We start from the raw sequence: 22,197 nt of genomic DNA, 5'->3' as shown, positions 1-22,197 counted from the left end.
AAACTAACTTCGGCGCAAGTGCGTCCATGAATCCGGCGTCGATGGTTGCTTAAAGCTCTGCCGGACCAGGGAGCGGGCAAGCGACCCTGGACGACCTGAGCGCCGCCTCGTGGTGTCCCATCCCAAACAGGCTGAGCGCGGCCACGATAGTCGGAACCGCAACCAGAGCAAACATGATGGGCAGGCTCAGATGCATGGCTAGCAGCGCTCCACCGACCATCGACCCAACGATCGAGCCCACCCTGCCAATGCCGAGTGCCCAACTTACGCCGGATGCGCGGCTAGAGGTCGGATAGTAGGCCGCCGCCAGTGCATTGGCGCCCGTCTGCGAGCCGCCGGTCCCAATACCGGCCCCAAAGACTGCGAACATGAGCATCGGCAACGACGAAGCGAGGCCGATCAGCAGGATAAACATGGCGGCAATCATGTAGGAGCTTGCGAGCACCGTGCAGGGCCTGTACCGGTCCATCAGACGGCCGATCACCACCGCGCCGACCGTGCTGCCGAACGGCAGTGCCGCGGCGACCAGTGCGGTCTTACCCAGCGGGATGCCTGTGTTGTTAATGACCGTCGGCAGCCAGCTGGTGAGCAGGTAATACACCAGCAGACTCATAAAGAAGGTGAGCCAGAGGCAGATGGTGCCGACGATCACGCCTCTGCTGAAAAGGTTGCGGACTGGAGAGCCCTTCGCCTCGTTTTCGAGGACTGTGTATGTCGTACGGTCGTGCGCGTCCTGCGGTGCTATGCGCCGCAGCGTGCGTACCATTTGCTCATGTTCCCGGCCTGACAGCGCCTGGTACCGGACAGACTCGGGCAGCAGCCATATCAGCACGGGCACCAACGCCAACGGCATCGCTCCGCCCAATAACAGTACGCCCTGCCATCCATGCAGGGGAATGATTTGCGATGCGACCACGCCCCCCAATGCCCCGCCCAATGTGAAACCGCAGAACATGGTCGTCACCAATAGCGAGCGCTGTTTCTCCGGGCCAAATTCGGATGTCATCGTAATGGCAGTCGGCATGGCTCCGCCAAGGCCCAGGCCCGTCAGGAACCGTAACACGATGAGTTCGCGCAAAGAGGCCGCATGCGCGGACCACAGGCACATGACGCCGAAAAGCGCCACTGAAAGGCAAAGTATGGGTTTGCGCCCAAACGCATCCGCGAGTGGGCCGAACAGGAGCGCACCCAGCATCAGACCAAACAGGCCACCGCCGAACACAGGTGCTAGCTGGAGCACGCTCAATGCCCATTGCTTCCGGATGGCCGGCGCAATAAAGCCGATGCTTCCCGTGTCGAAACCGTCGAATGCGACCGCCAGGAAACACAGCGCCACGATCAGAAGCTGATACGCCGACAGCTTGTGCGAGTTGATGAAATCCTGAACGTCGACCGATCTGGTTGTCTCCATGATGTTCTCCCTGGAGACGCGACATGCTAGCCGTCTCTTTGAGAAAGGTAACGACAGAAACCAGCTTCCACGACTCTGGGCTCCGTCTCCGGTGGCCTCGATATTATTCTTGCGCGATCGTCGATCGACCCAGTCGCACGTCAGGATTGAAACTCCGGGATGTCGGGTCTGGCTCCCCACATGCAGAAGCCCGTCGAATCGAACGGGAACTGTCGGGGACAATATGTCGGCTCTTCGTCCTGCCTGATCAGGCGAACGCCTGTCGAGTATTCATACGTCATTCCGTCAGGACCTTCGAAGTAGAGAAAGATCGCGCCCGACGTCGGATGTCGCCCGGGTCCGAACCGAATGGGTATCCCGCGCTCACGCAGCGTGTACCAGGCACGCATGAGGTCATCGATGCTCTCAACCTGGTGATTGATATGTTGAATGCCCGCAAACGAGGAAGGAAAGAGAGCGATCCGGTGATGTACCTCGTCGATTCTTAGCAGCGGCGCAGGGCCAATCCAGTCGCTCACCCGCGCGTTACACAGTTTCGTCCAGAAGAGTTCGTCGCGTCGAGGATCGGTCGTCCGCAGACCCACGTGGCTGAAGCCGGTAACTCCCACGTCGCGCGGCGGGCAGTAGCGGCGGCCGCTATGCCAGGGGCCGAGAACCAGTTCGATCTGGTTGCCCGACGGGTCATTGAAACTGATGAAACTCCGTACACGACGTTGATCGCATTCGTCGCGGCTCCCGACGTGCACGCGAAATCCATTCTGCTCCAACACCATGCCCGCATGTTCGAGAGCCTCGTCCGAGACGACATCGAATGCGACCGTATGATCGTCCGGATCGCCCTCGAAGTAGACCAGCGTGTGATCACGCCCATCCGAGCGCAGGTAGACCCAACCACCGTCGCGGCGCACAAACTGCAACCCCAGAATGTCGGCGGCGTACCTGGCCGCGGCATCGATGTCGCGGGTACCGAGCCGGACATATGTGAGTCCGTGCAAATTGATCATCACGGTTTTCTCCTATCTTCAAGGATAGGCGGCGTTACCCTGACATGTGCACAATCTTCGCGGTGGACTGCGTTGCCTGCTTCAGAAGCTGACGGAAAGAACACCGACGGATGGCAACGAACAACGTCCGCGTTGGCTTAAGCAAACCCTAAGGTGCCGCAGCTATAACTTTCCCAAGATTGGCATCGTTGCTTCTACGGCCATTCACCGATAGCACGTTCCTGCTGCGGCGCCAGGCACATCAACCGAGTCGCCTGGATCGTGCACAGGTGGCGACGTATCAGACGTTGGTTGAGGCGCCGACAATGCAAGTTGCTCCCAAACGTTTCGATCATCGATGGCCGGCCGGCGCCGTTTTGCTGCTGATGTTCACTTCGTATATCGTTCGAGCAGAACCGGTCTGCCCAGCCTACGTATCGCTTCCGACAGGCCGCATCTTTAATCTGGCCCGTCTGATCGCAGATACAGGTTCTCCCGAACTCGCGCACAGGAAAATTCAGGATTCACTGGCGCAGATAATGGCTGTGGGCGGCTGCCCCAAGGCAGAGGAGCCGGATGCATGTCAGGAGACCGTGGCAGTTGCGAGAAAGGCACTCGCTGAACTTCAGGCTTGCACCTCGCCACGGCTGCCAGAAGAAACGGCGGAGCGAAATCGGCCTGAGCCTTCGAAATAAGGTGTGGTCAATCTCATGAGAGATTGACGCATTCTGTCCTGCGGGCACTTTCGGAGCGGTTGCTGCTGATCGCGCTCCCTCCATTGAGACAGTGCTTCAGTACACCGTACGCGCACGCCGACCGGGATTAGCAGTTACCCTTCTTTGCCTGACCGGGCGGACAGAATCCATTGCCCGGCCCCCTTGAGGTTTGCCTTGCGGTACGACGACTACGCCTGGATCGCTTGGCACGTATACCGCGCAGCCCGCCAGTGCCGCCATCGCGGTCGACAACAGAATCATCACTATTTTCATGCGCTGCGCGGGGAACGCCCTGTGACCTTCCCCGCCCTCCGAAATCAGAAGTTGAAGTTGATGCCCGACTGGTTGCCGGCAGACACATTAACGCCCGTCGACTGCGTCGCGCCACTTACGCTATCTGATTCGACGGTATAGGCTCCAGCCACACCGTTTACCGTAGACAGCGCGACGGGCAGCGAACCCGCGTATGTGCCTGTCACAGGGGCCGCGGCAGGCACCGCAAGTGCATAAGCACCCGTATCGAGATTGGCGTTTGCTGATGCAACCTCATACGATCCTGCGCCGTCGTTTTGCAGCGCGCGCACGGTCGCCTGCGCGGACGCCGTCACGGTACCCGCGATCGTATTGACTGTGGACACCGGAAGTGTGATCGGCGACGACGAAGTCGAGAGTGCCGTTGTGGCATTCGCCGTCACAGGCACGGCATGGATCACGCCATTCGCGTGTCCGTTGGGCTGCCGGTTATCCACGATCACCACATCGTAATTGCCATTCGACGAACTCTGGATCAGCGGACTCAGGACGAACTGGCCATTGCTGTCCGCGATCGTGCCACGCACCACATGACCGTTTTGTTCCGCGTACACGGTGGCGCCCACTTCGCCCGGCGCGACAAAACCTGTGATACTGCCGCTCACTACGGTCGGTGTTGCCGTCACAACCGGCTTCAGGCTAAAGCTGCCGTTGCCGCGCTGGACGATCGATTTGCATGCATTGAAATCGAGCACGAGATCGACCAGGGTATTTGGCTGAACCGTAAAGGGCTGAATGATCTTATATCCGCTTTGACTCGCGCTCGGCGTCGCGAGGGGTTGCTCAGTCGTTGTGCCGCTGACCACCACGGAGTTCGCCACCGCATTTCCCTGGTTCTGTGCGAGTACGAGCCTGATCTGCTGATACTGTCCGGCAGCAAGCGGTGCGCGGCCGAGGTCTGTCAGCACGCCATTTGTCAGTGAAAGAAGATCGATCTTTTGTGGTGCAGCCAGTGCAATATCGGTCCATCCACCGTCCGTATCGCCTGCCGTTGAACTCGCGTTGACACGTACCTTGTTGACGGTCACATACACATGATCAAATCCACAGGATGGCGCGTCCGTCATGGCCACATGCAGTGTGCCTGTGCCGCCGTTGCTGCTATTGCCACCACCGCCGCCACATGCGCCTAGCGCAAGCGGAAACGCCAGCAGACAAAGCAGTTTTCTTGTCGTTTTCATATAACCCCCTTGATTGTTGTGTGTGCAGAAGGATACGGAAACGTACGGTAACTTTGCTGAGCAAATTGCAATTATCTGTAACAGATGAATGAGCTAATACCTGGTGCTTTGCGCTTATGAGGATGTAAATCACTATTACTATCCCTCGTGACTTGCGGAACAGTGCCCGTTTTCGAAATCGCGGCTGTTTCAGGCTTAAGGCGATCAGCCAGCATGCCGGCTAAACCAATATCGACACGTGCGGCAATTATCCAAGCGCAAGAAGAGGTGTCACCGAGTGCGTATCAAATGTGATTTTCGCGCACTGCCTCAGGTACTTTAGAAGTCGAGGCGAGCAGCACGGGTCGCTAAAGCCGTGCGAAACACTCCCTCCGTCGCCCTCGTCGCGTCCTTCGTTTCGTCCCGAACGTCCTCGCGTATCTCGACATGTCGGCAGGCAGATGGCGGCACACGCGCTTACACACAGCCAACTGTCGGACACTAGCGAGATGCGTTTCTCCGATCAAATACTCCCGTCGCGAGCAGAACGATGGCATCAAGCCGCTTTCGATCACGTTCATTGCGGGTGATGACAGGCAGCGTCTACTGGCAGTCGCTACGGGTGGTCTCACAGGCGTCGACACTCCGACGTCCGCAAGGGCCGACTGCTCACATTGAGCATCCGGCAGGTTACGCAGGGAATCGGCCGCTGAATCACCGCTGTGGAAGTTCCGCGAGCGGCCGCTATTGGGCCGAATCCCGGACGACGGCGAACGCACCAGGCCGACCCACATCGGCCGGTCAAGCTGAAATAGCTTTGATGACAGGCCCCGGCGCCCGTCACCCGATCACCGCAAGACGATGGACTGTCTGGGCTGGGTCAGCATCGCTGGCTGAAGAATTTCATCCAGTTGTGCCCGGGTGAGAAGGCCGCGCTCAATGACGATCTCCGCGACGCTCTGGCCGGAAACGAGTGCCTGCTGCGCGACCTGGGTTGCATTCACATATCCGATGTAGGGGTTCAGCGCAGTCACAATGCCGATCGAATTCTCGACGAGGGACTGCAGTCGCTCGCGGTTCGCAGTAATGCCGTCCACGCATTTTGATGCCAATGTCAGGCATCCCGCCCGAAGATGCGCGACGCTCTTGAAGAGGCTGTGCGCGATAACCGGCTCGAACGCGTTCAGCTGCAACTGACCCGCTTCTGCTGCGAAGCTGACCGTCACATCGTTACCGATCACCTCGAACGCGATCTGGTTCATCACTTCCGGGATAACCGGGTTCACCTTGCCCGGCATGATGCTGGAACCCGCCTGAACGGGAGGAAGGTTGATTTCCCCAAAGCCTGCTCGCGGACCACTGGAGAGCAACCGGAGGTCATTGCAGACCTTCGAGAGTTTGACGGCTACGCGCTTCAGCACACCCGACAATTGCACGAACGAGCCGACGTCCTGTGTTGCCTCAACGAGATTCGGCGAAGTGGTGACGGGAATTCCCGTGACGGAAGCAAGGTGGCGGCATACAAGAGGCGCGTACTCAGGCGGCGTGTTGATACCCGTGCCGATCGCGGTCGCCCCCAGGTTGATTTCGCAGATCAGCTTTGATGCCTCCATCAGGCGATCTTCGTCTTCGCCCAGCATCACGGCAAAGGTACTGAACTCCTGGCCCAGCGTCATGGGCACCGCATCCTGCAGCTGCGTCCGCCCCATCTTGAGGTCGTTTCTGAACTCATCCGCCTTCCGTTCGAACGAGGCACGCAACACACCCATTGCATGGACGAGCTGCACGATACCCATGTAAGCAGCAATTTTGAGTGCAGTCGGATAAACGTCGTTGGTACTTTGTCCCAGATTGACGTCCTCGTTAGGGTGCAAGGCTGCATAGTCGCCGCGTTGACATCCGAGGTACTCCAGCGCGAGATTGGCAACTACCTCGTTCGCATTCATGTTCGTGGACGTGCCGGCGCCGCCCTGAATGACGTCGACCACGAACTGGTCATGCGCCACGCCCTGACGAATCGCCTGGCAGGCCTGCACGATGGCCTTCAGTTTGTGCTCCGGCAGCAGGCCCAGCTCGTGATTGGCGAGTGCTGCCGCCTCCTTGACGCTGGCAAGCGCGTTGACCAGATTCGGGTAAGTCGAAATTGGAATGCCGGTGATCGGGAAATTCTGAAGCGCGCGCAGGGTGTGGACGCCGTAATACGCCTCCTGCGGAACAGGCAGATCGCCGAGAAGATCGTGCTCGATACGGTGAGTCGAAACTGACATTTGATGCTCCAAGGAAAAGGTCAAACCGATGGCGCGCCCGGTCCGTTCTCGAACCGTGCGACGAAAGCTTTTGGTGGCGAGCCAGTGCCAGCTCAGTTGGCGGCGCCGCCCTTCGCGTAAGCAATGCATTGCCTCGCCAGGACTTCTGTCGGGTCAATCAGTTGCACGCGCCCGCCGTTGCAGCCGACGAATTCGCCTGCTGGAAGAAGGATTGGGAGTTCGGTGCATCCGAGGATGATGACTTCAACGCCCCCGGCAATCAGTCCCTCGACTGCTGCGACGATGTCTTCCTGACATTGACCGGTCGTGAAACCTGCCTTGACGCCGTTCATTCCGTAGATGGCTTCCATCACACGCGCCTGCAAAGCGGCGCCAGGGGCAATCTGGTGCAGGCCCTGCGATTCGAGAGCCTTCTGGTAGACACCGCTGCCGATCGTGCCTGATGTGGCCAGTACGCCGACATCGCGCAAGCCGGGAAAGGAATCACGCAGGTAGCGCACCGTGACGGTGAGCATGTTGACGATAGGTATCCCGAGATACGGCTGGATCCGGTCAACGAACGCATGCGCAGTGTTGCAGGGAATTGCGATGATGTCTGCGCCACCGTCTTCCAGTTTTTTGCACGTGGCGTAGAGCGAGACGGTCGGGTCCACCCCTTCACTGATCAGGTTTTCTGTTCGGTCGGGAATCTGCGGATTTTGCTCAATCAGAAGCTTGATGTGATCCTGGTCGCGCGACGCCGGCGTATGACGGACGACCTTGTTAAGGAAATCGACCGTCGCAGCAGGGCCTACGCCTCCCACCACGCCGACCTTGAAAACCGGGGCAGGCGAACCGGGACCGCCAGAGACGACATACTGCGCATACGCCATATTGGAATCGACAAGTGGCACCTGCAACTGACCGATTTCCCCGGCGACGAGGGCGATTTCCGTCATGCCCGGCACGATGACATCGACGCCCTGATCCATGAGACTCTCGCACGCAGCGCGCAGCAACTCGACAGGGCGGCCGCGGAGATTGCCGCTCTTGATACCGTCGGACCCATAGATGGCTTCAGTTACCGTATCGGTATCGTCGGCAGTGCGCGGATACACGACCTCGAATTCGGGGGCGGCGAAATACCGTTCAAAGAGCCGCTTTTCACGGACGTAATCGGATGCGAGCACACCGATACGCTTCGCGGCGGGGAATTTTCGCTGCACGTGGCTGCGAACGGCTTCGACGATATCGACAATAGGCAAGCTCGTATTTGCCTTCAGTTCGTCGATAAACGTGTGACTCAGAAAACACGGGAGCACAACCATCGTTACTCCGCGTTTTTCGAAATCACGGATCATGTCGAAGATGTACAGTTTGCGCTCCGTCGTCGCGGCACTACCCGCCCCGGCTCCCTTGAACGGGCGCTGCTCGAAGATGACCTCGGCATGCTCGGCGTCGGAGGACGCCGGCGTCGCCTTCACGATCTTGAAGAACACATCGGCGCTCGCCAGCGGGCCCAGTCCTCCGACTACGCCCAGCTTGCGCCGGCTTTCCGCCACCGTCGCGCTCATTGTGCACCGGCCTCCACCTGCTCAAAGGAGGCGTCCGTCGACTTTGCTTCGCGTGCAGCTTCCCATTTCGCGATCACAGCAGTCGCAACGCTATTGCCGATCACGTTGGTCATCGTGCGACCCATATCGAGAATCTGGTCGATCGCCAGGACCAAAGCCACGCCGGCGACAGGCAGATGAAACATCGGCGCGACAGCGGCAACGACGACCACCGACCCGCGCGGCACACTTGCCATACCCTTGCTGCTCAACATCAAAATCAGCAACATGAGAATCTGCTGCGACACCGGCATGTGGACACCAAAGGCCTGCGCAATGAAAATCGCGGCGAACGCCTGATACATCATCGAACCGTCCAGGTTGAATGCATAGCCCAGTGGCAACGTGAAACCAACCACCTTCTTGTCGACGCCGAACTTCTCCAGCTGCTCGGTGAGTCGCGGATATGCAGCCTCGCTGCTTGCCGTCGAGAATGCAATCATCGCGGGTTCACGGACTGCCTTCAGCAGACTACCCACCTTGCGTCCGAGAAAAGCGTAGCCGATTGCGACGAGGATAGCCCAGAGGATCAGCAGCCCGAGGTAGAACGAGCCGATGAGCTTGCCGTAGGTGTAGATGACATCTAGGCCACGCAGCGTCACGGACGACGCGATGGCACCAAAGACACCTAGCGGCGCAGCACGCATGACGTAGTTCGTGAGCCGAAGCATCACAGGGACCATTCCGTCGATCGCCTGGATGACGACGCCGACGCGCGAGTCGCGCTTGAGTGCACCAAGGCCGACGCCAAGGAAGAGCGAGAAGACGAGGATCTGCAGGATGTCATTGCGCGCCATCGCATCCAGCAGGCTTGTCGGGAATGCGTGCGTGATGACGTCCTTGACGTTCAGTGCAGCCGTATTGAGCCCTGTATTCACTTCGCTGGAGCTCTCAGTCAGATGCAGGCCTGCGCCGGGTTGCAGCGCGTTTGCCATGACGAGTCCGAGCGCCAGAGAGATGAGTGATGCGCTGATGAACCATCCAACCGAGCGCAGCCCGATCCGGCCTACATCGTCGCCGCTATCCATCCCCGCCAGCCCCGACACGAGTGTGACGAAGACCAGCGGCGCGATGATCATCTTGATCAAACGCAGGAAAATATCCGTGACAATCGAGAAGTAGCCGGCAACCGCTTTCAGCGTGGCGGGGTCAGCAATGTTCGTGTGGCATGCGTACCCGGCTCCGACTCCAAGGAGCATGGCTACCGCGATGCTCAGGGTAAGGCGATTCTTCATGGTCATCCGTCCTGTGGCGGCGTGGACGATGGAAAGTAGCGGCCACGCGCGGGAGAAGAAATGAAAGCGGCGCTGGGAGCGGCACTTTCACCGTAGAACGGATGGTAGGGACGTTCAAAAAAACGCTGATGCTGTTACGACATGCGCCCATGCGAAAATCGCATAACACGGGAAAACCCTATTCCAGCGTGGCGGAGCCCGCGCGCAGGTGATACCACAGCGTATCCAGGAATTCGCTGCGATTCGTTGAATCACGATATGCGCGCAGTTCCACCTGCAGGTGCCAGCTCGCCGGCCCTGCCGGTACGAGATCGCCATCGGCAAGCTCTTTCGTGATCGTGCTCCTGGGGAGCCAGGCCACGCCCTCCCCCTCCATGACGAGTTTCTTCAGAACTTCCGCCATGTCGGACTCATAGTGCAGCCGCAACGACAGCGCGTCCGATGCCTTCTTCAACAGCAGCGCCTGGCAACGTCCGAAGTAACTTGTTTCGGTGTAGGAGATAAGGGGCAGCGGACGTTGCCTGGTCCCCGGCAGGCGGAACTTGGGAGCCGAACGCTCGTTTGACCTGCTGGTTGGCATCAGGGTATCGAGACCAACGGTGAGATGCTCATACCTCGCGGCGTCGAGATGGAGTGGGAGCTCCGGATGATGATAGGCAAACATCAGCTCGCAATTGCCGTTCACGAGCATGAGAATCGAGTCGTGGACGTTCGTCGGAATGACGCGCGCCCGTACCTCCCCGAATTGCGGCGCGAGCGCTTTGAGCCATGTCGGAAGGAAATTCAGGGCTATCGTGTGTCCCGCGCAAATCTGCAGACTCTTGCCCGCGATGCGCTGCTCAGTGCGGATGATGGCCCGCGTATCGAGAAGCCGGGAAAGAACATCGTCGGCGACTTCACGAAACAGCTGACCGGCGGGGGTCAGGACGGGAGGAAAGCTGCTGCGGTCAATCAGTTCAGCGCCGACCCATTGCTCGAGCGACTGGATTCGGCGGCTGAAACCGGACTGCGTGACATTACGAAATTCAGCGGCGCGGGAAAAGCTCTGGTACTGCGCAAGAGCGATGAAATCTTCAATCCATTTGATTTCCATGTTGACCTTCGGACCGTCTTCGGAATCGTCGATTTTAGCCGCACAGTGACCATGCGGATTGCTTCGACTGCAGATGCTCACCGATTTGCGCCTGCTCGTAGCCGGGTCCGCGATCGCCTGGCCGGATCGCGACCGATGTCCCCGCCTCCGCAGCCTTGACCCGAAAGTGCCTCTTGATAGCCAGAGCGCTCTCCAGCTGTTCGTACACTCGAGCCGTCGTCGGAGGGCGATTGGCAGATCAACCCGAAATCGCCGGACGCGCGTACCGAAACCGTTCGGCAAATCTTGTCAGGCAGCGAACTGCAGAGGTTGTGCTTGCATCGCTGGACGCCCGAGCACAAGATCACTCGCCCGCTCGGCTAGCATGATGGTCGCAGCGTTGATATTCGCGCTCGGCACAGACGGCATCACCGATGCATCGATGACACGCAGTCGCTCTACCCCCCGGACTTTCAGATCGGGACCTACGACGGCAGACGGATCGTGCTTCGCTCCCATCTTGCAGGTTCCACAGGGGTGATAGGCACTCGACGCGTCCTGCCTGATGAACTCGTCGACATCCGCGATCGCGCTTACATCGACGCCTGGCATGTCTTCACGGTAATGAAAGCGACGGAACGCGGGTTGTCGTGAAAACAGCAGCCCAAGCCGTACCGACTCGCGCATCACGCGCCAGTCCTCCTCGGTCTTCATGTAGTTCGGGTCGATCGAAAGTGGATCTTCGGCCCGCCTGGACTTCAGCCGGACACGCCCACGACTGGTCGGACGCATTGGACCGACTCCGATGCGATACCCATTTGTGTGCCGTGTAGGTATCCAGTCCTTGTTGAAGAACACTGGAAAAAAGTGAAACTGGATATCCGGATGGGGAATGTGAGAAGCGCTCTTCAGAAAGGCGCCCACATGACACTGGTTGACGGACGCAACGCCCGACTTGAAACCGAACCACTGCACGCCAGCCCACAACATCCGGTGAAGTTGCAGCTCCCGGTTGAGCGAGACAGGTTCCCTGGTTTCGACCTGAATGTGACATTCAAGATGATCCTGCAGATTTTCTCCGACCCCGGGCAACTCCACTCGCGGGACAATGCCTTTTTCGTTGAGGTGATCGCCGGGCCCGATTCCTGACAACATCAGCAGTTGCGGCGAGCCGAAGACACCCGCGCAAAGCAGCGTCTCCTTTCGTGCAGTGACATTCACAGCAGAGCCGTCGCGCGTCACCTTGAATCCCGTCGCCCGGTTGCCGATGAGATTGATCTGCTCGAGCGTGCTCTGAGTCCAGATCGTAAGATTTCCGTCGTCCTTGCGCGAATGAAGGTAGCCGTACGCGGCGCTGTTGCGAATACCGTGATCGACGCTCATCTCAAAGCGCGATACGCCTTCCTGCCGGAATCCGTTGACGTCTTCGGTGAGTGGAAATCCAGCTTCGATTCCTGCGTCGAGAAAGGCCTGGTTGAGCGGACACAGATGCTCCTGACGCTGTGCATGAATGAAACCGTCGTTACCTCGATAGGCGCTGACCACATCGCTTCGCTCGATCTTGCGAAAGTACGGCAGGCAATCCTTCCAGCTCCAGCCGGACGCACCTTCCTGCTCCCAGCGCTCGTAGTCGAGCGGATGACCGCGCAGCCATGTCATGCCGTTGATCGAAGACGAGCCGCCGAGAACGCGACCGCGCGGCTGCTGGATACGGCGGTTGCCGAGGTTGCGCTGCGGCTCGGTCTCGAACCAGTAGTTATATCGTGAGCTCGGCTTGAAGATCGATCTCAGACCGGCAGGCATACGGATCACCCACGAGTTGTCGCGCGGTCCCGCTTCGATCAGCAGTACCCGATTACCCGCATCAGCGAGCCGGCGCGCAAGTACACAGCCTGCCGAGCCTGCCCCTCCGATCACATAGTCGAATTCCACGGCCTCGCTCATGATCGCGCCTCCGTCGCTGGTCTGCGATCGTCGTGATACGCGTAGCGCGTTTCGACGGGCGCGGAGATTTCCCACACTGCCTCCGCGCCGTCACCGATGGAGACGAAATCTCCGGCTTCGATATCGAGTTGCGCGCCGTGTGCGAAGGTCAGTCGTGCGCGGCCTTTGACGACGTAGAACGTCGCGCCCGGCACATAGCGATGCTGGAACGTGTTGCTGTCGCAATGCCAGGTTTGCCAACGGGCGGTCGTGTGCTCGATGCCATCCGGCGCTCGTTCTCTGGAGATCGATGGAGTCGTGATGAAAGCGTTCATGTCGGACGTGCGGAGTGAAAGAAATCTGGATCGGGATGATCAAAGCGGTGCCGGGACGCGTCGTCGCGCTGAGCGCTGACTCACTTCGTCCACTGCTGTACCAGCGTGCGGTTCGCATCGATCCAAACCTTCGCGCCTTTCTCGGGCGTCGACGCGCCTTGCTTGATGATTTCCGACATCAGGCTTCCGAGCGAGTTGTCATCCATCTTCCATTGCTGCAACCATCGCTCGACGTCAGGATGCTGCTTCCTGAACGTTGGGGACTCGATGCCATAGATAGAATCGCTCGCACCGTAGGCGCCTTTCGGATCCTTCAAATACTTCAGCTTGTATTTGGACCAGATCCAGTGCGGTTTCCACAGCGTCACGACCACAGGCTCCTTGCGCTGAATCGCCCGCTCGAGCGACAGAACCATCGCAGACTCGGACGACGACTGAATGTCATAGTCGAGCTGATAGTTTGCCTTCGCCTTCTCCGTCAACTGCATCAGACTGCTGCCGGAGTCGATGCCGACGACCTTCGCGCGACCAGACGAAGCGAACAGCGTTTTATTCGCGTTCAACTGATCGATGCTGTCGACGGCTACGTAGTCAGGAACGACCAGACCCAGGTTCGCTTCCTTGAACCACGGCCCGATCTGTACCACTCTGTCTTTGACCTTGTCGAACGCAGGCTTGTCGCCTGCAGGAAGCCAGACTTCGAAGGTCAGATCGATCTTCCCCTGCGCGACGCTGTTGTAGATGAGCGCCTTGTCTGCGTTCTGCAACTGAACCTTGAAGCCCTTCTCGTCGAGAAGGATCTTCCACATGTTCGCGACGGCGATATTCTCGGCCCAGTTGTTCACGCCGATCGTGATCGACTTGTCTTCTGCATGGGCTGCAGCGCCCGTCAGCAGAAAGACGACGGGCAGCAGCCACTTGCACAATCTCAGCATCCTGGTCATTTTCTACGCTTCCATGTGAGAGTTGAAACCGTCCAGCACTGACAGCGCCGTCTTGCTTAGCGCAGCAGTGTTTCTTCGAAGGGAAATAGCGAAAGCAGTCGCGTTCCTGTCTCTGTCACGAGCAGTTGCTGCTCGAGCTTCACGCCTTCCTGTCCGCCCTGTTCGCCGATGTAGCTCTCGACACACAGCGTCATTCCCGGCTGGATCTCGCCGTCATAGCCGGATGCGCCGAAGTCCGAGTGATGATAGAGGTACGGATATTCGCCCGTCATACCGCACCCGTGTGCCGACAGGTAATAGCGATTCGCGTGATATTTGTCCGGGATGTTCCAGGCCTTGTCGCTGTACTCCCTGAACGTCATGCCCGGCCGGATAATCCCGATGTTGTGATGCACCTGCTCGTGAGCCAGCTTGTAGAGCGTGCACTGGTTCTCGCCCGGCTTGTCAGGCCCGGCGTGGAAGGTACGGGAAAAGTCGGAGTAATAGCCGTGACAGCCGACGACATCGGTATCCAGCGCAATCAGCTGATTCGGTTCGATGACATGGCTCGATGTTTCCTGGAACCACGGGTTGGTTCGACGCCCGGCGCTCAACAGGCGAGTCTCGACGTAGTCGCCATCCTGAGCAATGACCGATTGATGCAGCACAGACCACAGCTCGTTCTCCGACATGCCGGGCCTGATCGCGTCCCGAAGCTTCCCGACTGCGGCTTCTGTCGCGCGCAGCGAAGCGATCACGCATTTCAGTTCCTCGGCCGACTTGATCGCACGCGCCATCTCGATCGGCTCCTGCGCATCGACCAGACGGACACCGTGCCCCGCCAGCGCAAGCGCGGCTCCCGCGTTCATGCGCTCAATACCGACTGTCGGCTTCGCGCCGACGAGTTCGGTCAGCGTGGCCGCCATGCCGGCCGCCCATGCCGTTTCGCGCGCCGCGATGGCCGGGCCTGCCGCGACGAAACTGGCGGTTGACGATGGCCGAACTTCGTCAATGGTCTCAAGGCCGTCGGCCAGGTGCTCGCAACCGGTGAACTCGAACAGAATCGTCCGTGTTTCCGTGACGATGAGGTAGCGCGACGGCGTATTCCGGGCGCAAAAAATCTGCATGTTGCGCGCGCCCGTGGCGTACCGGATGTTCACCGGGTCGCAGATGATCAAGGCCGCGATATCGCGCTTTCGCATTTCCGCGCGGACTCTGCCAAGGCGATACGCTCGCACCGACACGAGGTCGATGTCCGAGCCATGCATGGTTCGATCGAGCAACTGAAGTTCGCCAGGATCGTGGCGCTCGCGATGCCAGTCAAGCGTAGTCATAAGAACGTCCGGATAGGGTAAATACCAACCTCTGGTTATGAAGCAAACGGCTACAGCCTGCTTTCGAATTCTTCCGATTGCGTTGCCATAGAAGTGACTTTACGAGTTGGCAATTTCCCTGTACACAGATGAAATCTCATGTCCGTTGATAACCCTGCGTTATGAAGAGTTTGCGTCATCGCCTTCCGCCGCTGACGAGCCTGATGTTTTTCGAGGCCGCGGCGCGGACATTGAATTTCACGCGAGCCGCCGAAGAGCTTCATGTTTCACAGGCAGCCGTCAGCAAGCAGATCCGCCAGCTCGAGGAAGGGCTTGGCTTTGCACTCTTTGAGCGGACCGGTCGACGCGTGCAGCTATCGCCGCGTGGGACGCAGCTTCATAACAAGGTCAGCGCGGCGTTCAATTACCTCGCTGATGCCGTCGACGAAATCAGCGACAAGCGGAACGCGAGTATGGTGACGGTGGCCGCAAACACGGCGATTTCGCATTTCTGGCTGAGTGAAGTGATGAGGGACTTCCGCGCCCGCAATCCGAGCTTTGCCGCGAGCATTCGCACCATTACGTCCGACCAGCCTTCCGATCTGTTCAACGACGGCGTCGACCTTGTCGTCGCGTATGACCCCGGCAAGCGAATCAACTGGACGGCGCAGTTGTTGTTCGAGGAAGAGATATTCCCCGTCGCGAGTCCGGCCTATATCGAGAGTCATCCGCTGACTGGCGACGGTCCCGAAGCATTGCTATCGCAGGTGCTTCTCGAGTACGAACGCATCCAGCCGAACTGGATCAACTGGTCCATCTGGTTCAAGTCGCTCGGTGTTGACCCGAGCCGCGTGAGGGCAACCGAGTATGGCAACAACTACAACGTGCTCGTCGATGCGGCCTCGCGAGGAAGAGGCGTAACGCTCGGCACGCGTCATCTGCTCGACTCGGAAATTCGTAGCGGCAGACTGGCCCGCCTGTCTTCGTTGAGCGTGCGTCCAGGTCGAGGCTACTTCTTGATGCGCAATGATCAGCGTCCACTCAGTCCTGAAGTTGAACAGCTTCATGGCTGGATTGCAGGCTACCGTGTGAACTAGATATTCGCGAAGCATCTTGTCCCTCCTGGGCCGGCGCTCCGGCACGAGAGGCATGGCAGCGATCGTCGCAATCACCCCATCGTCAACATCACCCGACAAGGCACGGCATGCCCGGACGTCCCGGACTCAGATTCGCCGTCGGTTCTGTTGCGCGAACTGGACGCTCCTTCCGCATACATCGCTTGCGTGTGAGTGGCTCCTGTGGGCCCGTCGCTGGCTTTCGCAGCATTGGAATCCAGGAATGACGGCAGCGCGCCCGTCTGGGTCGACTGCGGCCTTCGGGCGAACCGCTCGCGCAGGTTGCCTGGTGACGCGGCTACACTACACTGTAGTGGACGATCGCCCGTAAGCTGTCGAGGCGGGCGGGGGCACGGGCCTGACGAACCGTTGACACGGTCCCTGACGGCCCTCGGGGCGGCGACGGCAAGCGATCTTCCGAGTCAGCCGCTGCCCTGGACGCAGCCGATAGCATCCCGGGCAACACCTGTCGCATCCTGTTTCGACCTTTCCATCCGCACCCCTATGCAGTGAATGGAGGCTTCGAGATGAACAGAAAGAATGCCGCGGCCATCTGGATTCTGATCGCGATGCTGGTAGGCATCGCGATCGGCTACATGATCTACACGAGCTTTCCGGACAGGAAGACCGCGACGGAGATCGCGGGCTACATCTCGCTGGTGTCGGACGTGTTCCTGCGTCTGATCAAGATGGTGATCGGCCCGCTCGTCTTTTCTACGCTCGTCGTCGGCATTGCGCACATGGGCGACGCCGCCTCGGTTGGGCGTGTGTTCGCAAAAGCGCTAAGCTGGTTCATTACCGCGTCGCTGATCTCGCTGCTTCTCGGTCTTTTGATGTCCAATCTGCTCAGGCCCGGCGAGAATCTCGGGCTGCCCCTGCCCGACATCGGCGCGTCGGCGAACCTCGCGACTGCCAAGTTCACGCTCAAGGACTTCATCGGCCACATGATCCCAAGGTCATTCGCCGAGGCGATGGCCAACAACGAGATTCTGCAGATCGTCGTGTTCTCGATGTTCTTCGGCATCGCGCTGGCCGCGCTCGGTGAGAAAGGCAAGATCCTCGTGGCCGCTATCGATCAGCTCTCGCACGTCATGCTCAAGATCACCGGCTACGTGATGAAGCTCGCCCCGCTGGCGGTGCTCGCGGCGATGGCCGCGACCGTAGCCGTCAACGGGCTGACGATCCTGTTGAAGTTCGCGGTCTTCATGGGAGACTTCTACCTCAGCCTTTTCCTGTTGTGGTCGCTGCTGACAGCGGCCGGCTTCCTCTTTCTCGGACCGCGCGTGCTCAAGCTGCTGGCGCTGATCAAGGAGGCGTTCATGCTTTCGTTTGCGACGGCGAGTTCCGAGGCCGCGTATCCGAAGATCCTCGACGCGCTCGACCGTTTCGGCGTGAAGCGCAAAATCTCCAGCTTCGTGATGCCGATGGGATACTCGTTCAACCTCGACGGCTCGATGATGTACTGCACCTTCGCGACACTGTTCATCGCCCAGGCGTACAACATGCACCTCTCACTCGGCACGCAGCTGACGATGCTGCTGATCCTGATGCTGACGTCCAAAGGGATGGCGGGCGTGCCTCGCGCGTCGCTGGTGGTGATTGCCGCCACACTCAACCAGTTCGGCATCCCCGAAGCCGGATTGCTGCTGATCCTCGGCGTGGATACGTTCCTCGACATGGGTCGATCGGCCACGAACGCAGTGGGCAACTCGATCGCGAGCGCGGTGGTCGCGAAGTGGGAAGGGGAACTGATGACAGAAGCCGAGGCTGAGGCCAACGCGGCGCGCATTGACGCCGAGCTGGACGCGACGATCGCCCATCCGGCAGAAAGCTGACAGGGACCGAGCCATGAAGACGCAGCGATTCTGGTCGATGCTGGCCATCGCGGGGCTGCTGATGGCGGGCGCCACAGTGGGGGCGCAGGAGGACACGCAGTTGTCGCGTCCGGTTCCCGACAGCCCGGCGCCGGCGGCGCTGACGGGCACGCTGTCCAAGGTGCGAGAGACGGGCACCATCGCGCTTGGCTACCGCGAGTCGTCGGTGCCGTTCTCCTGGCTGAACGCGCGCAAGGAGCCAATCGGCTATTCGATCGAGCTGTGCAAGGCACTGGTGTCAGCGATCGGAGACGCGGTCAACCGGACCCTGACCATCCAGTGGGTGCCTGTCACACCCGAAAACCGCATTGACGCGGTGGTCAGCGGCCGGGTCGATCTGGAATGCGGTTCTACGACCAGCAATGTGGAACGTCAGAAACGAGTGGCCTTCTCGCCGATCATCTTCGTGGCGGGCACAAAGGTCATGGTAAAGAAAGGTTCGCCGATCGGCTCGTTCCGCGATCTCGCGGGCAGGAGGGTCGCGGTGACGGCCGGCACCACGAACGAGAAGGCGCTGCGCGATCTGGACCGGAAGTTCAGGCTCGGGATGCAGCTGCAGGTGGTGCCCGACCATGCGCAGGGGTTCGCGCAGGTGGCCAACGGACAGGCCGACGCGTTCGCCACCGACGACGTGTTGCTGTACGGCCTGATCGCGGAGCATAGCGGCGAGCGCGGCGAATATCGCGTGGTCGGCGATTATCTGTCTTATGACCCGTATGGGATCATGTTCCGCAAGGACGACCCGCAGCTCGCGCAAGTGGTGAGGGATACCTTCCAGGAACTCGCGGCGGACGGAGAAATCGACCGTCAATACAAGCGGTGGTTCTTGCGCCGCCTGCCGTCGGGCACCAGCCTCAACCTGCCGATGAGTGCACAGCTTGCGACCATCATTCAGACGATGGCGGGAGGCGAGCCGCAATGAGCGCCACGCGTGAGAGCCGGTTCCGACGGCTCGAACGCGGCGCTCCATGCTGTGCTTGACTTGAGAATACGCCTACCCCAACTCAGCAAATAGCCAATCCTGAAAACGCTTAAGCTTAGGCAAATCCGCTCGCGACTTCAGAAGGTTGAGCGTATATCCACTGATCCTCAATCCGTCAAAACCTAACGGTGCCACCAGCATTCCCGTCTCCAGCTCACGCTGTACGAGCAACAGGCTCTCAAGGCAAATCCCCATCCCATCCGCAGCCGCGCTAATCGCCATAAACGAGCGGTCGAAACGCGGGCCCCGCGTAATATCCAGCACGACTTTACGGTGCAGCCGCATCCAGTCCCGCCAGCCAACCAGGCATCCTTCGCTATGAATCAGTGTGTGATGCCGCAAATCCGAAACCGTACGAATCGGATGCTCTCCATTCGCCAGACGCGGCGAACACAACGGCACGATCGTCTCGAGCGGCAGATCCAGCACCATCGTGCCCGCCGGCTGCAAGCGCCGCGCGCCGTAGCGGATGTCGATATCGACAGACTCCTTGATCAGATCGACAGGCGCCGACGACGCATTGAGCCGCACGTCGATATCCGGATGCATCGCGCTGAACCGCGCAAGTCTCGGCATCAACCATTGCGTCGCAATACTCGGCGTCGCGTGCACGGTGAGGATGTCGCTCTTCTCGACCCGCCCGATGTCGCGCGTCGCCTTGTCGATTCGCGCGAACGCCGCGCCGATTTCCTCTGCATATTGGCGCCCCGTGTCCGTGAGGATCACGGCGCGATGCACGCGATGAAAGAGCCGCACCGCCAACTGGTCCTCCAGCAGCTTGATCTGATGACTGATCGCGGACGGCGTCACAAACAGTTCGTCTGCTGCAAGCGCGAACGACGAGAGCCGCGCAGCGGCCTCGAAAGCCTGTATGGACTTGAGTGTGGCCCGATTGTGCATCGCAATACCCGCATGAATTCAATTCACCGATAGGCCACTTTAATTCGTTTGAGCCGTTGGATTCAAGCAGATACGCTTTACTCAACTCGCAGCGCACCAGAAGCAAGGGATTACCCGAATCTGCGAGCAGGACGAAACATCCCGCCACACATCATCCGGTGTCCGGCCCTCAAAAGCCGGATGCCAAGAGAAGGAGACACGCGTGAATACGAGCGAAGCCGGGCGCGCCGCCCAACTCGCGGAACACGCCTACCGCATCCGCCGCAATGCGCTGCTAATGGGCGAAGTACAGGGGCAAGGCTATATCGGCCAGGCACTCGACATTGCCGACGTACTGGCCGTCGCCTACTTCGGCGCCATGCGCTATCGCCCTGAAGACCCTGAGTGGGAAGGACGCGACCGCTTCCTGCTGTCGAACGGCCACTACGCGATCGCGCTGTATGCGGCGCTATTCGAGGCAGGCATCCTGCCCGCCGACGAACTCGAAACGTATGGCAGCGACGACAGCCGCCTGCCGATGTCGGGCATGGCGAGCTACACACCCGGCATGGAAATGTCGGGCGGCTCGCTCGGCCAGGGCCTGACGATCGCCGTGGGCCGCTGCCTCGGCCTCAAGCGCAAAGGCTCGGACGCGTTCGTCTACACGCTCTTCTCCGATGGCGAACTCGACGAAGGCGCGATCTGGGAAGGCATCATGTCGGCGGCGCACTGGAAGCTCGACAACCTGATCGCGATCGTCGACGTCAACAACCAGCAGGCCGACGGTCCGTCGACACAGATCATGGCGTTCGAGCCGCTCGTCGAAAAGCTGGAAGCGTTCGGGTGGTATACGCAGCGCGTGGATGGCAACGACATCGCCGCCGTCACGCGCGCCTTCGACAACGCCCGCCAGCATACGGGCGAGCGGCCACGCATCATCGTCTGCGATACGAAGATGGGCTGCGGCGTGCCGTTCCTCGAAGAACGCGAGAAGAACCATTTCATCCGCGTCGACGCGCACGAGTGGAAGCTCGCGCTCGAAGCACTCGAAGCCGGGAGGCAAGCATGAGCACCGTCGCGAAGAAACCGCGCCTGAAAACATCCGCGATGATCGCCTCGATCGCGGCGGAAGGCCAGGTCACGCGTTCCGCGCCGTTCGGCCACGCGCTTGCGCAACTGGCGCGCACGAAGACCAACGTGATCGGCATGACGGCCGACCTCGGCAAGTACACCGACCTGCACATCTTCGCGAAGGAATTCCCCGATCGCTACTACCAGATGGGCATGGCCGAGCAGCTTTTGATGGGCGCCGCCGCCGGTTTCGCACACGAAGGCGCGCAGCCGTTCGTCACCACCTATGCCGTGTTCGCCACGCGCCGCGCTTATGACTTCATCCATCAGACGATCGCCGAAGACAACCTCGACGTGAAGATCGTCTGTGCATTGCCGGGCCTCACGACGGGCTACGGCCCGAGCCACCAGGCCGCCGAAGACATCGCGCTGATGCGCGCAATGCCGAACATGACGGTGATCGACCCGTGCGACGCACTCGATATCGAGCAGATGGTGCCCGCGATCGCTGCACACAAAGGTCCCGTCTACGCGCGCCTGCTGCGCGGCAATGTGCCCGCCGTGCTCGACGAATACGACTACAAGTTCGAACTCGGCAAGGCGAAGCTGCTGCGCGACGGCAACGACGTGCTGCTGATCTCGTCCGGGATCATGACGATGCGTTCGCTCGAGGTCGCGAAGGCGCTGGAGGAAGACAACATCGGCGTCGGCGTGCTGCACGTGCCGACGATCAAGCCGCTCGATACGGCGACGATCCTGCGCGAAGCGAAACGCACGGGCCGCATGGTGATCGTCGCGGAGAACCATACGGTGATCGGCGGGCTCGGCGAGGCGGTTGCACGCACGCTGCTCGGCGCGGGTGTCACGCCGCCCTTCCGGCAGATCGCGCTGCCCGACGAATTCCTCGACGCTGGCGCACTGCCGACGCTGCACGACCGCTACGGCATCTCGACGCAAACGATGTGCGACACCATCAAAGGCTGGCTGGGCTAAGCCCCGATAGCCACATCACCACCCTTATTCAAGAATCCATT

At 60.0% G+C, this 22,197-nt stretch carries 18 protein-coding genes; 6 read left to right on the top strand and 12 right to left on the bottom strand.

What is annotated here, in order from left to right; translation table 11 throughout:
* Positions 1–49: 49 nt before the first annotated feature.
* Positions 50–1,411, bottom strand: coding sequence for an MFS transporter (locus FRZ40_RS33040; RefSeq protein ID WP_147237019.1), 1,362 nt, complete (start codon positions 1,409–1,411; stop codon positions 50–52).
* 140 nt (positions 1,412–1,551) lie between these two features.
* Positions 1,552–2,415, bottom strand: coding sequence for a VOC family protein (locus tag FRZ40_RS33035; protein WP_147238481.1), 864 nt, complete (start codon positions 2,413–2,415; stop codon positions 1,552–1,554).
* Between the two features lie 305 nt (positions 2,416–2,720).
* On the opposite strand from FRZ40_RS33035, the gene FRZ40_RS33030 reads away from it, so the two are divergent.
* Complete coding sequence (locus tag FRZ40_RS33030) at positions 2,721–3,089, top strand: hypothetical protein (RefSeq protein ID WP_147237018.1); 369 nt, start codon at positions 2,721–2,723, stop codon at positions 3,087–3,089.
* A gap of 338 nt (positions 3,090–3,427) precedes the next feature.
* Here the strand turns inward: FRZ40_RS33030 and FRZ40_RS33025 are convergent, their stop codons facing one another.
* From FRZ40_RS33025 to FRZ40_RS32985, 9 genes are all read right to left on the bottom strand, one after another.
* Complete coding sequence (locus FRZ40_RS33025; protein WP_147237017.1) at positions 3,428–4,603, bottom strand: DUF4382 domain-containing protein; 1,176 nt, start codon at positions 4,601–4,603, stop codon at positions 3,428–3,430.
* An 827-nt stretch (positions 4,604–5,430) separates the two neighbouring features.
* Positions 5,431–6,849 carry an aspartate ammonia-lyase gene (gene aspA / locus FRZ40_RS33020; protein WP_147237016.1) on the bottom strand — a complete coding sequence of 473 codons (1,419 nt, stop codon included), beginning with the start codon at positions 6,847–6,849 and terminating at the stop codon, positions 5,431–5,433.
* 92 nt (positions 6,850–6,941) lie between these two features.
* Positions 6,942–8,402 (bottom strand): cysteate racemase, encoded by a 1,461-nt coding sequence (gene cuyB, locus FRZ40_RS33015; protein ID WP_147237015.1) that lies wholly within the window; start codon positions 8,400–8,402, stop codon positions 6,942–6,944.
* Positions 8,399–9,676, bottom strand: a complete 1,278-nt coding sequence (locus FRZ40_RS33010) for a dicarboxylate/amino acid:cation symporter (protein WP_147237014.1) — start codon at positions 9,674–9,676, stop codon at positions 8,399–8,401. The genes cuyB and FRZ40_RS33010 overlap by 4 nt, the downstream gene beginning before the upstream one ends.
* 178 nt (positions 9,677–9,854) lie before the next feature.
* Positions 9,855–10,769, bottom strand: a complete 915-nt coding sequence (locus FRZ40_RS33005) for a LysR substrate-binding domain-containing protein (protein ID WP_147237013.1) — start codon at positions 10,767–10,769, stop codon at positions 9,855–9,857.
* 288 nt (positions 10,770–11,057) lie between these two features.
* Positions 11,058–12,692, bottom strand: coding sequence for a choline dehydrogenase (locus FRZ40_RS33000; protein ID WP_147237012.1), 1,635 nt, complete (start codon positions 12,690–12,692; stop codon positions 11,058–11,060).
* A complete protein-coding gene (locus FRZ40_RS32995; RefSeq protein WP_147237011.1) occupies positions 12,689–13,006 on the bottom strand; it encodes a cupin domain-containing protein in 318 nt (105 codons plus the stop codon). The genes FRZ40_RS33000 and FRZ40_RS32995 overlap by 4 nt, the downstream gene beginning before the upstream one ends.
* Positions 13,007–13,086: 80 nt before the next feature.
* Entirely contained in the window at positions 13,087–13,950 is an 864-nt protein-coding gene (locus tag FRZ40_RS32990) for a glycine betaine ABC transporter substrate-binding protein (RefSeq protein ID WP_147237010.1), read from the bottom strand.
* Positions 13,951–14,006: 56 nt separating this feature from the next.
* Positions 14,007–15,263, bottom strand: a complete 1,257-nt coding sequence (locus FRZ40_RS32985; protein ID WP_147237009.1) for a M24 family metallopeptidase — start codon at positions 15,261–15,263, stop codon at positions 14,007–14,009.
* Positions 15,264–15,466: 203 nt separating this feature from the next.
* Here FRZ40_RS32985 and FRZ40_RS32980 point away from each other — a divergent pair, with 203 nt between their 5' ends.
* The 3 genes from FRZ40_RS32980 to FRZ40_RS32970 all read left to right on the top strand — a co-directional run bounded on the left by FRZ40_RS32980 (position 15,467) and on the right by FRZ40_RS32970 (position 19,153).
* Complete coding sequence (locus tag FRZ40_RS32980) at positions 15,467–16,339, top strand: LysR substrate-binding domain-containing protein (RefSeq protein ID WP_240057414.1); 873 nt, start codon at positions 15,467–15,469, stop codon at positions 16,337–16,339.
* Positions 16,340–16,884: 545 nt separating this feature from the next.
* Positions 16,885–18,192, top strand: a complete 1,308-nt coding sequence (locus FRZ40_RS32975; RefSeq protein WP_147237007.1) for a dicarboxylate/amino acid:cation symporter — start codon at positions 16,885–16,887, stop codon at positions 18,190–18,192.
* A gap of 13 nt (positions 18,193–18,205) precedes the next feature.
* Positions 18,206–19,153, top strand: a complete 948-nt coding sequence (locus tag FRZ40_RS32970; protein WP_147237006.1) for an amino acid ABC transporter substrate-binding protein — start codon at positions 18,206–18,208, stop codon at positions 19,151–19,153.
* A gap of 72 nt (positions 19,154–19,225) precedes the next feature.
* Here the strand turns inward: FRZ40_RS32970 and gcvA are convergent, their stop codons facing one another.
* Positions 19,226–20,113, bottom strand: coding sequence for a transcriptional regulator GcvA (gcvA, locus tag FRZ40_RS32965; RefSeq protein WP_028366559.1), 888 nt, complete (start codon positions 20,111–20,113; stop codon positions 19,226–19,228).
* A gap of 202 nt (positions 20,114–20,315) precedes the next feature.
* Here gcvA and FRZ40_RS32960 point away from each other — a divergent pair, with 202 nt between their 5' ends.
* Complete coding sequence (locus FRZ40_RS32960; protein WP_028366560.1) at positions 20,316–21,161, top strand: transketolase; 846 nt, start codon at positions 20,316–20,318, stop codon at positions 21,159–21,161.
* Positions 21,158–22,156 carry a transketolase family protein gene (locus FRZ40_RS32955; protein WP_028366561.1) on the top strand — a complete coding sequence of 333 codons (999 nt, stop codon included), beginning with the start codon at positions 21,158–21,160 and terminating at the stop codon, positions 22,154–22,156. Before FRZ40_RS32960 ends, FRZ40_RS32955 begins: the two co-directional genes overlap by 4 nt.
* Positions 22,157–22,197 lie beyond the last annotated feature (41 nt).

This window comes from Paraburkholderia azotifigens (assembly GCF_007995085.1).
Taxonomy (GTDB): Bacteria; Pseudomonadota; Gammaproteobacteria; order Burkholderiales; family Burkholderiaceae; genus Paraburkholderia; species Paraburkholderia azotifigens.
The sequence above is the reverse complement of the archived record's forward strand: the minus strand, read 5'-3'. Positions and strand labels throughout refer to the sequence as shown.

Bases quoted from the DNA above. Each gene is read 5' to 3' on its own strand.
- FRZ40_RS33040 (WP_147237019.1), bottom strand. From the start codon at position 1,411: ATGGAGACAACCAGATCGGTCGACGTTCAGGATTTCATCAACTCGCAC.
- FRZ40_RS33035 (WP_147238481.1), bottom strand. From the start codon at position 2,415: ATGATCAATTTGCACGGACTCACATATGTCCGGCTCGGTACCCGCGAC.
- FRZ40_RS33030 (WP_147237018.1), top strand. From the start codon at position 2,721: ATGCAAGTTGCTCCCAAACGTTTCGATCATCGATGGCCGGCCGGCGCC.
- FRZ40_RS33025 (WP_147237017.1), bottom strand. From the start codon at position 4,603: ATGAAAACGACAAGAAAACTGCTTTGTCTGCTGGCGTTTCCGCTTGCG.
- aspA (WP_147237016.1), bottom strand. From the start codon at position 6,849: ATGTCAGTTTCGACTCACCGTATCGAGCACGATCTTCTCGGCGATCTG.
- cuyB (WP_147237015.1), bottom strand. From the start codon at position 8,402: ATGAGCGCGACGGTGGCGGAAAGCCGGCGCAAGCTGGGCGTAGTCGGA.
- FRZ40_RS33010 (WP_147237014.1), bottom strand. From the start codon at position 9,676: ATGAAGAATCGCCTTACCCTGAGCATCGCGGTAGCCATGCTCCTTGGA.
- FRZ40_RS33005 (WP_147237013.1), bottom strand. From the start codon at position 10,769: ATGGAAATCAAATGGATTGAAGATTTCATCGCTCTTGCGCAGTACCAG.
- FRZ40_RS33000 (WP_147237012.1), bottom strand. From the start codon at position 12,692: ATGAGCGAGGCCGTGGAATTCGACTATGTGATCGGAGGGGCAGGCTCG.
- FRZ40_RS32995 (WP_147237011.1), bottom strand. From the start codon at position 13,006: ATGAACGCTTTCATCACGACTCCATCGATCTCCAGAGAACGAGCGCCG.
- FRZ40_RS32990 (WP_147237010.1), bottom strand. From the start codon at position 13,950: ATGACCAGGATGCTGAGATTGTGCAAGTGGCTGCTGCCCGTCGTCTTT.
- FRZ40_RS32985 (WP_147237009.1), bottom strand. From the start codon at position 15,263: ATGACTACGCTTGACTGGCATCGCGAGCGCCACGATCCTGGCGAACTT.
- FRZ40_RS32980 (WP_240057414.1), top strand. From the start codon at position 15,467: ATGTTTTTCGAGGCCGCGGCGCGGACATTGAATTTCACGCGAGCCGCC.
- FRZ40_RS32975 (WP_147237007.1), top strand. From the start codon at position 16,885: ATGAACAGAAAGAATGCCGCGGCCATCTGGATTCTGATCGCGATGCTG.
- FRZ40_RS32970 (WP_147237006.1), top strand. From the start codon at position 18,206: ATGAAGACGCAGCGATTCTGGTCGATGCTGGCCATCGCGGGGCTGCTG.
- gcvA (WP_028366559.1), bottom strand. From the start codon at position 20,113: ATGCACAATCGGGCCACACTCAAGTCCATACAGGCTTTCGAGGCCGCT.
- FRZ40_RS32955 (WP_028366561.1), top strand. From the start codon at position 21,158: ATGAGCACCGTCGCGAAGAAACCGCGCCTGAAAACATCCGCGATGATC.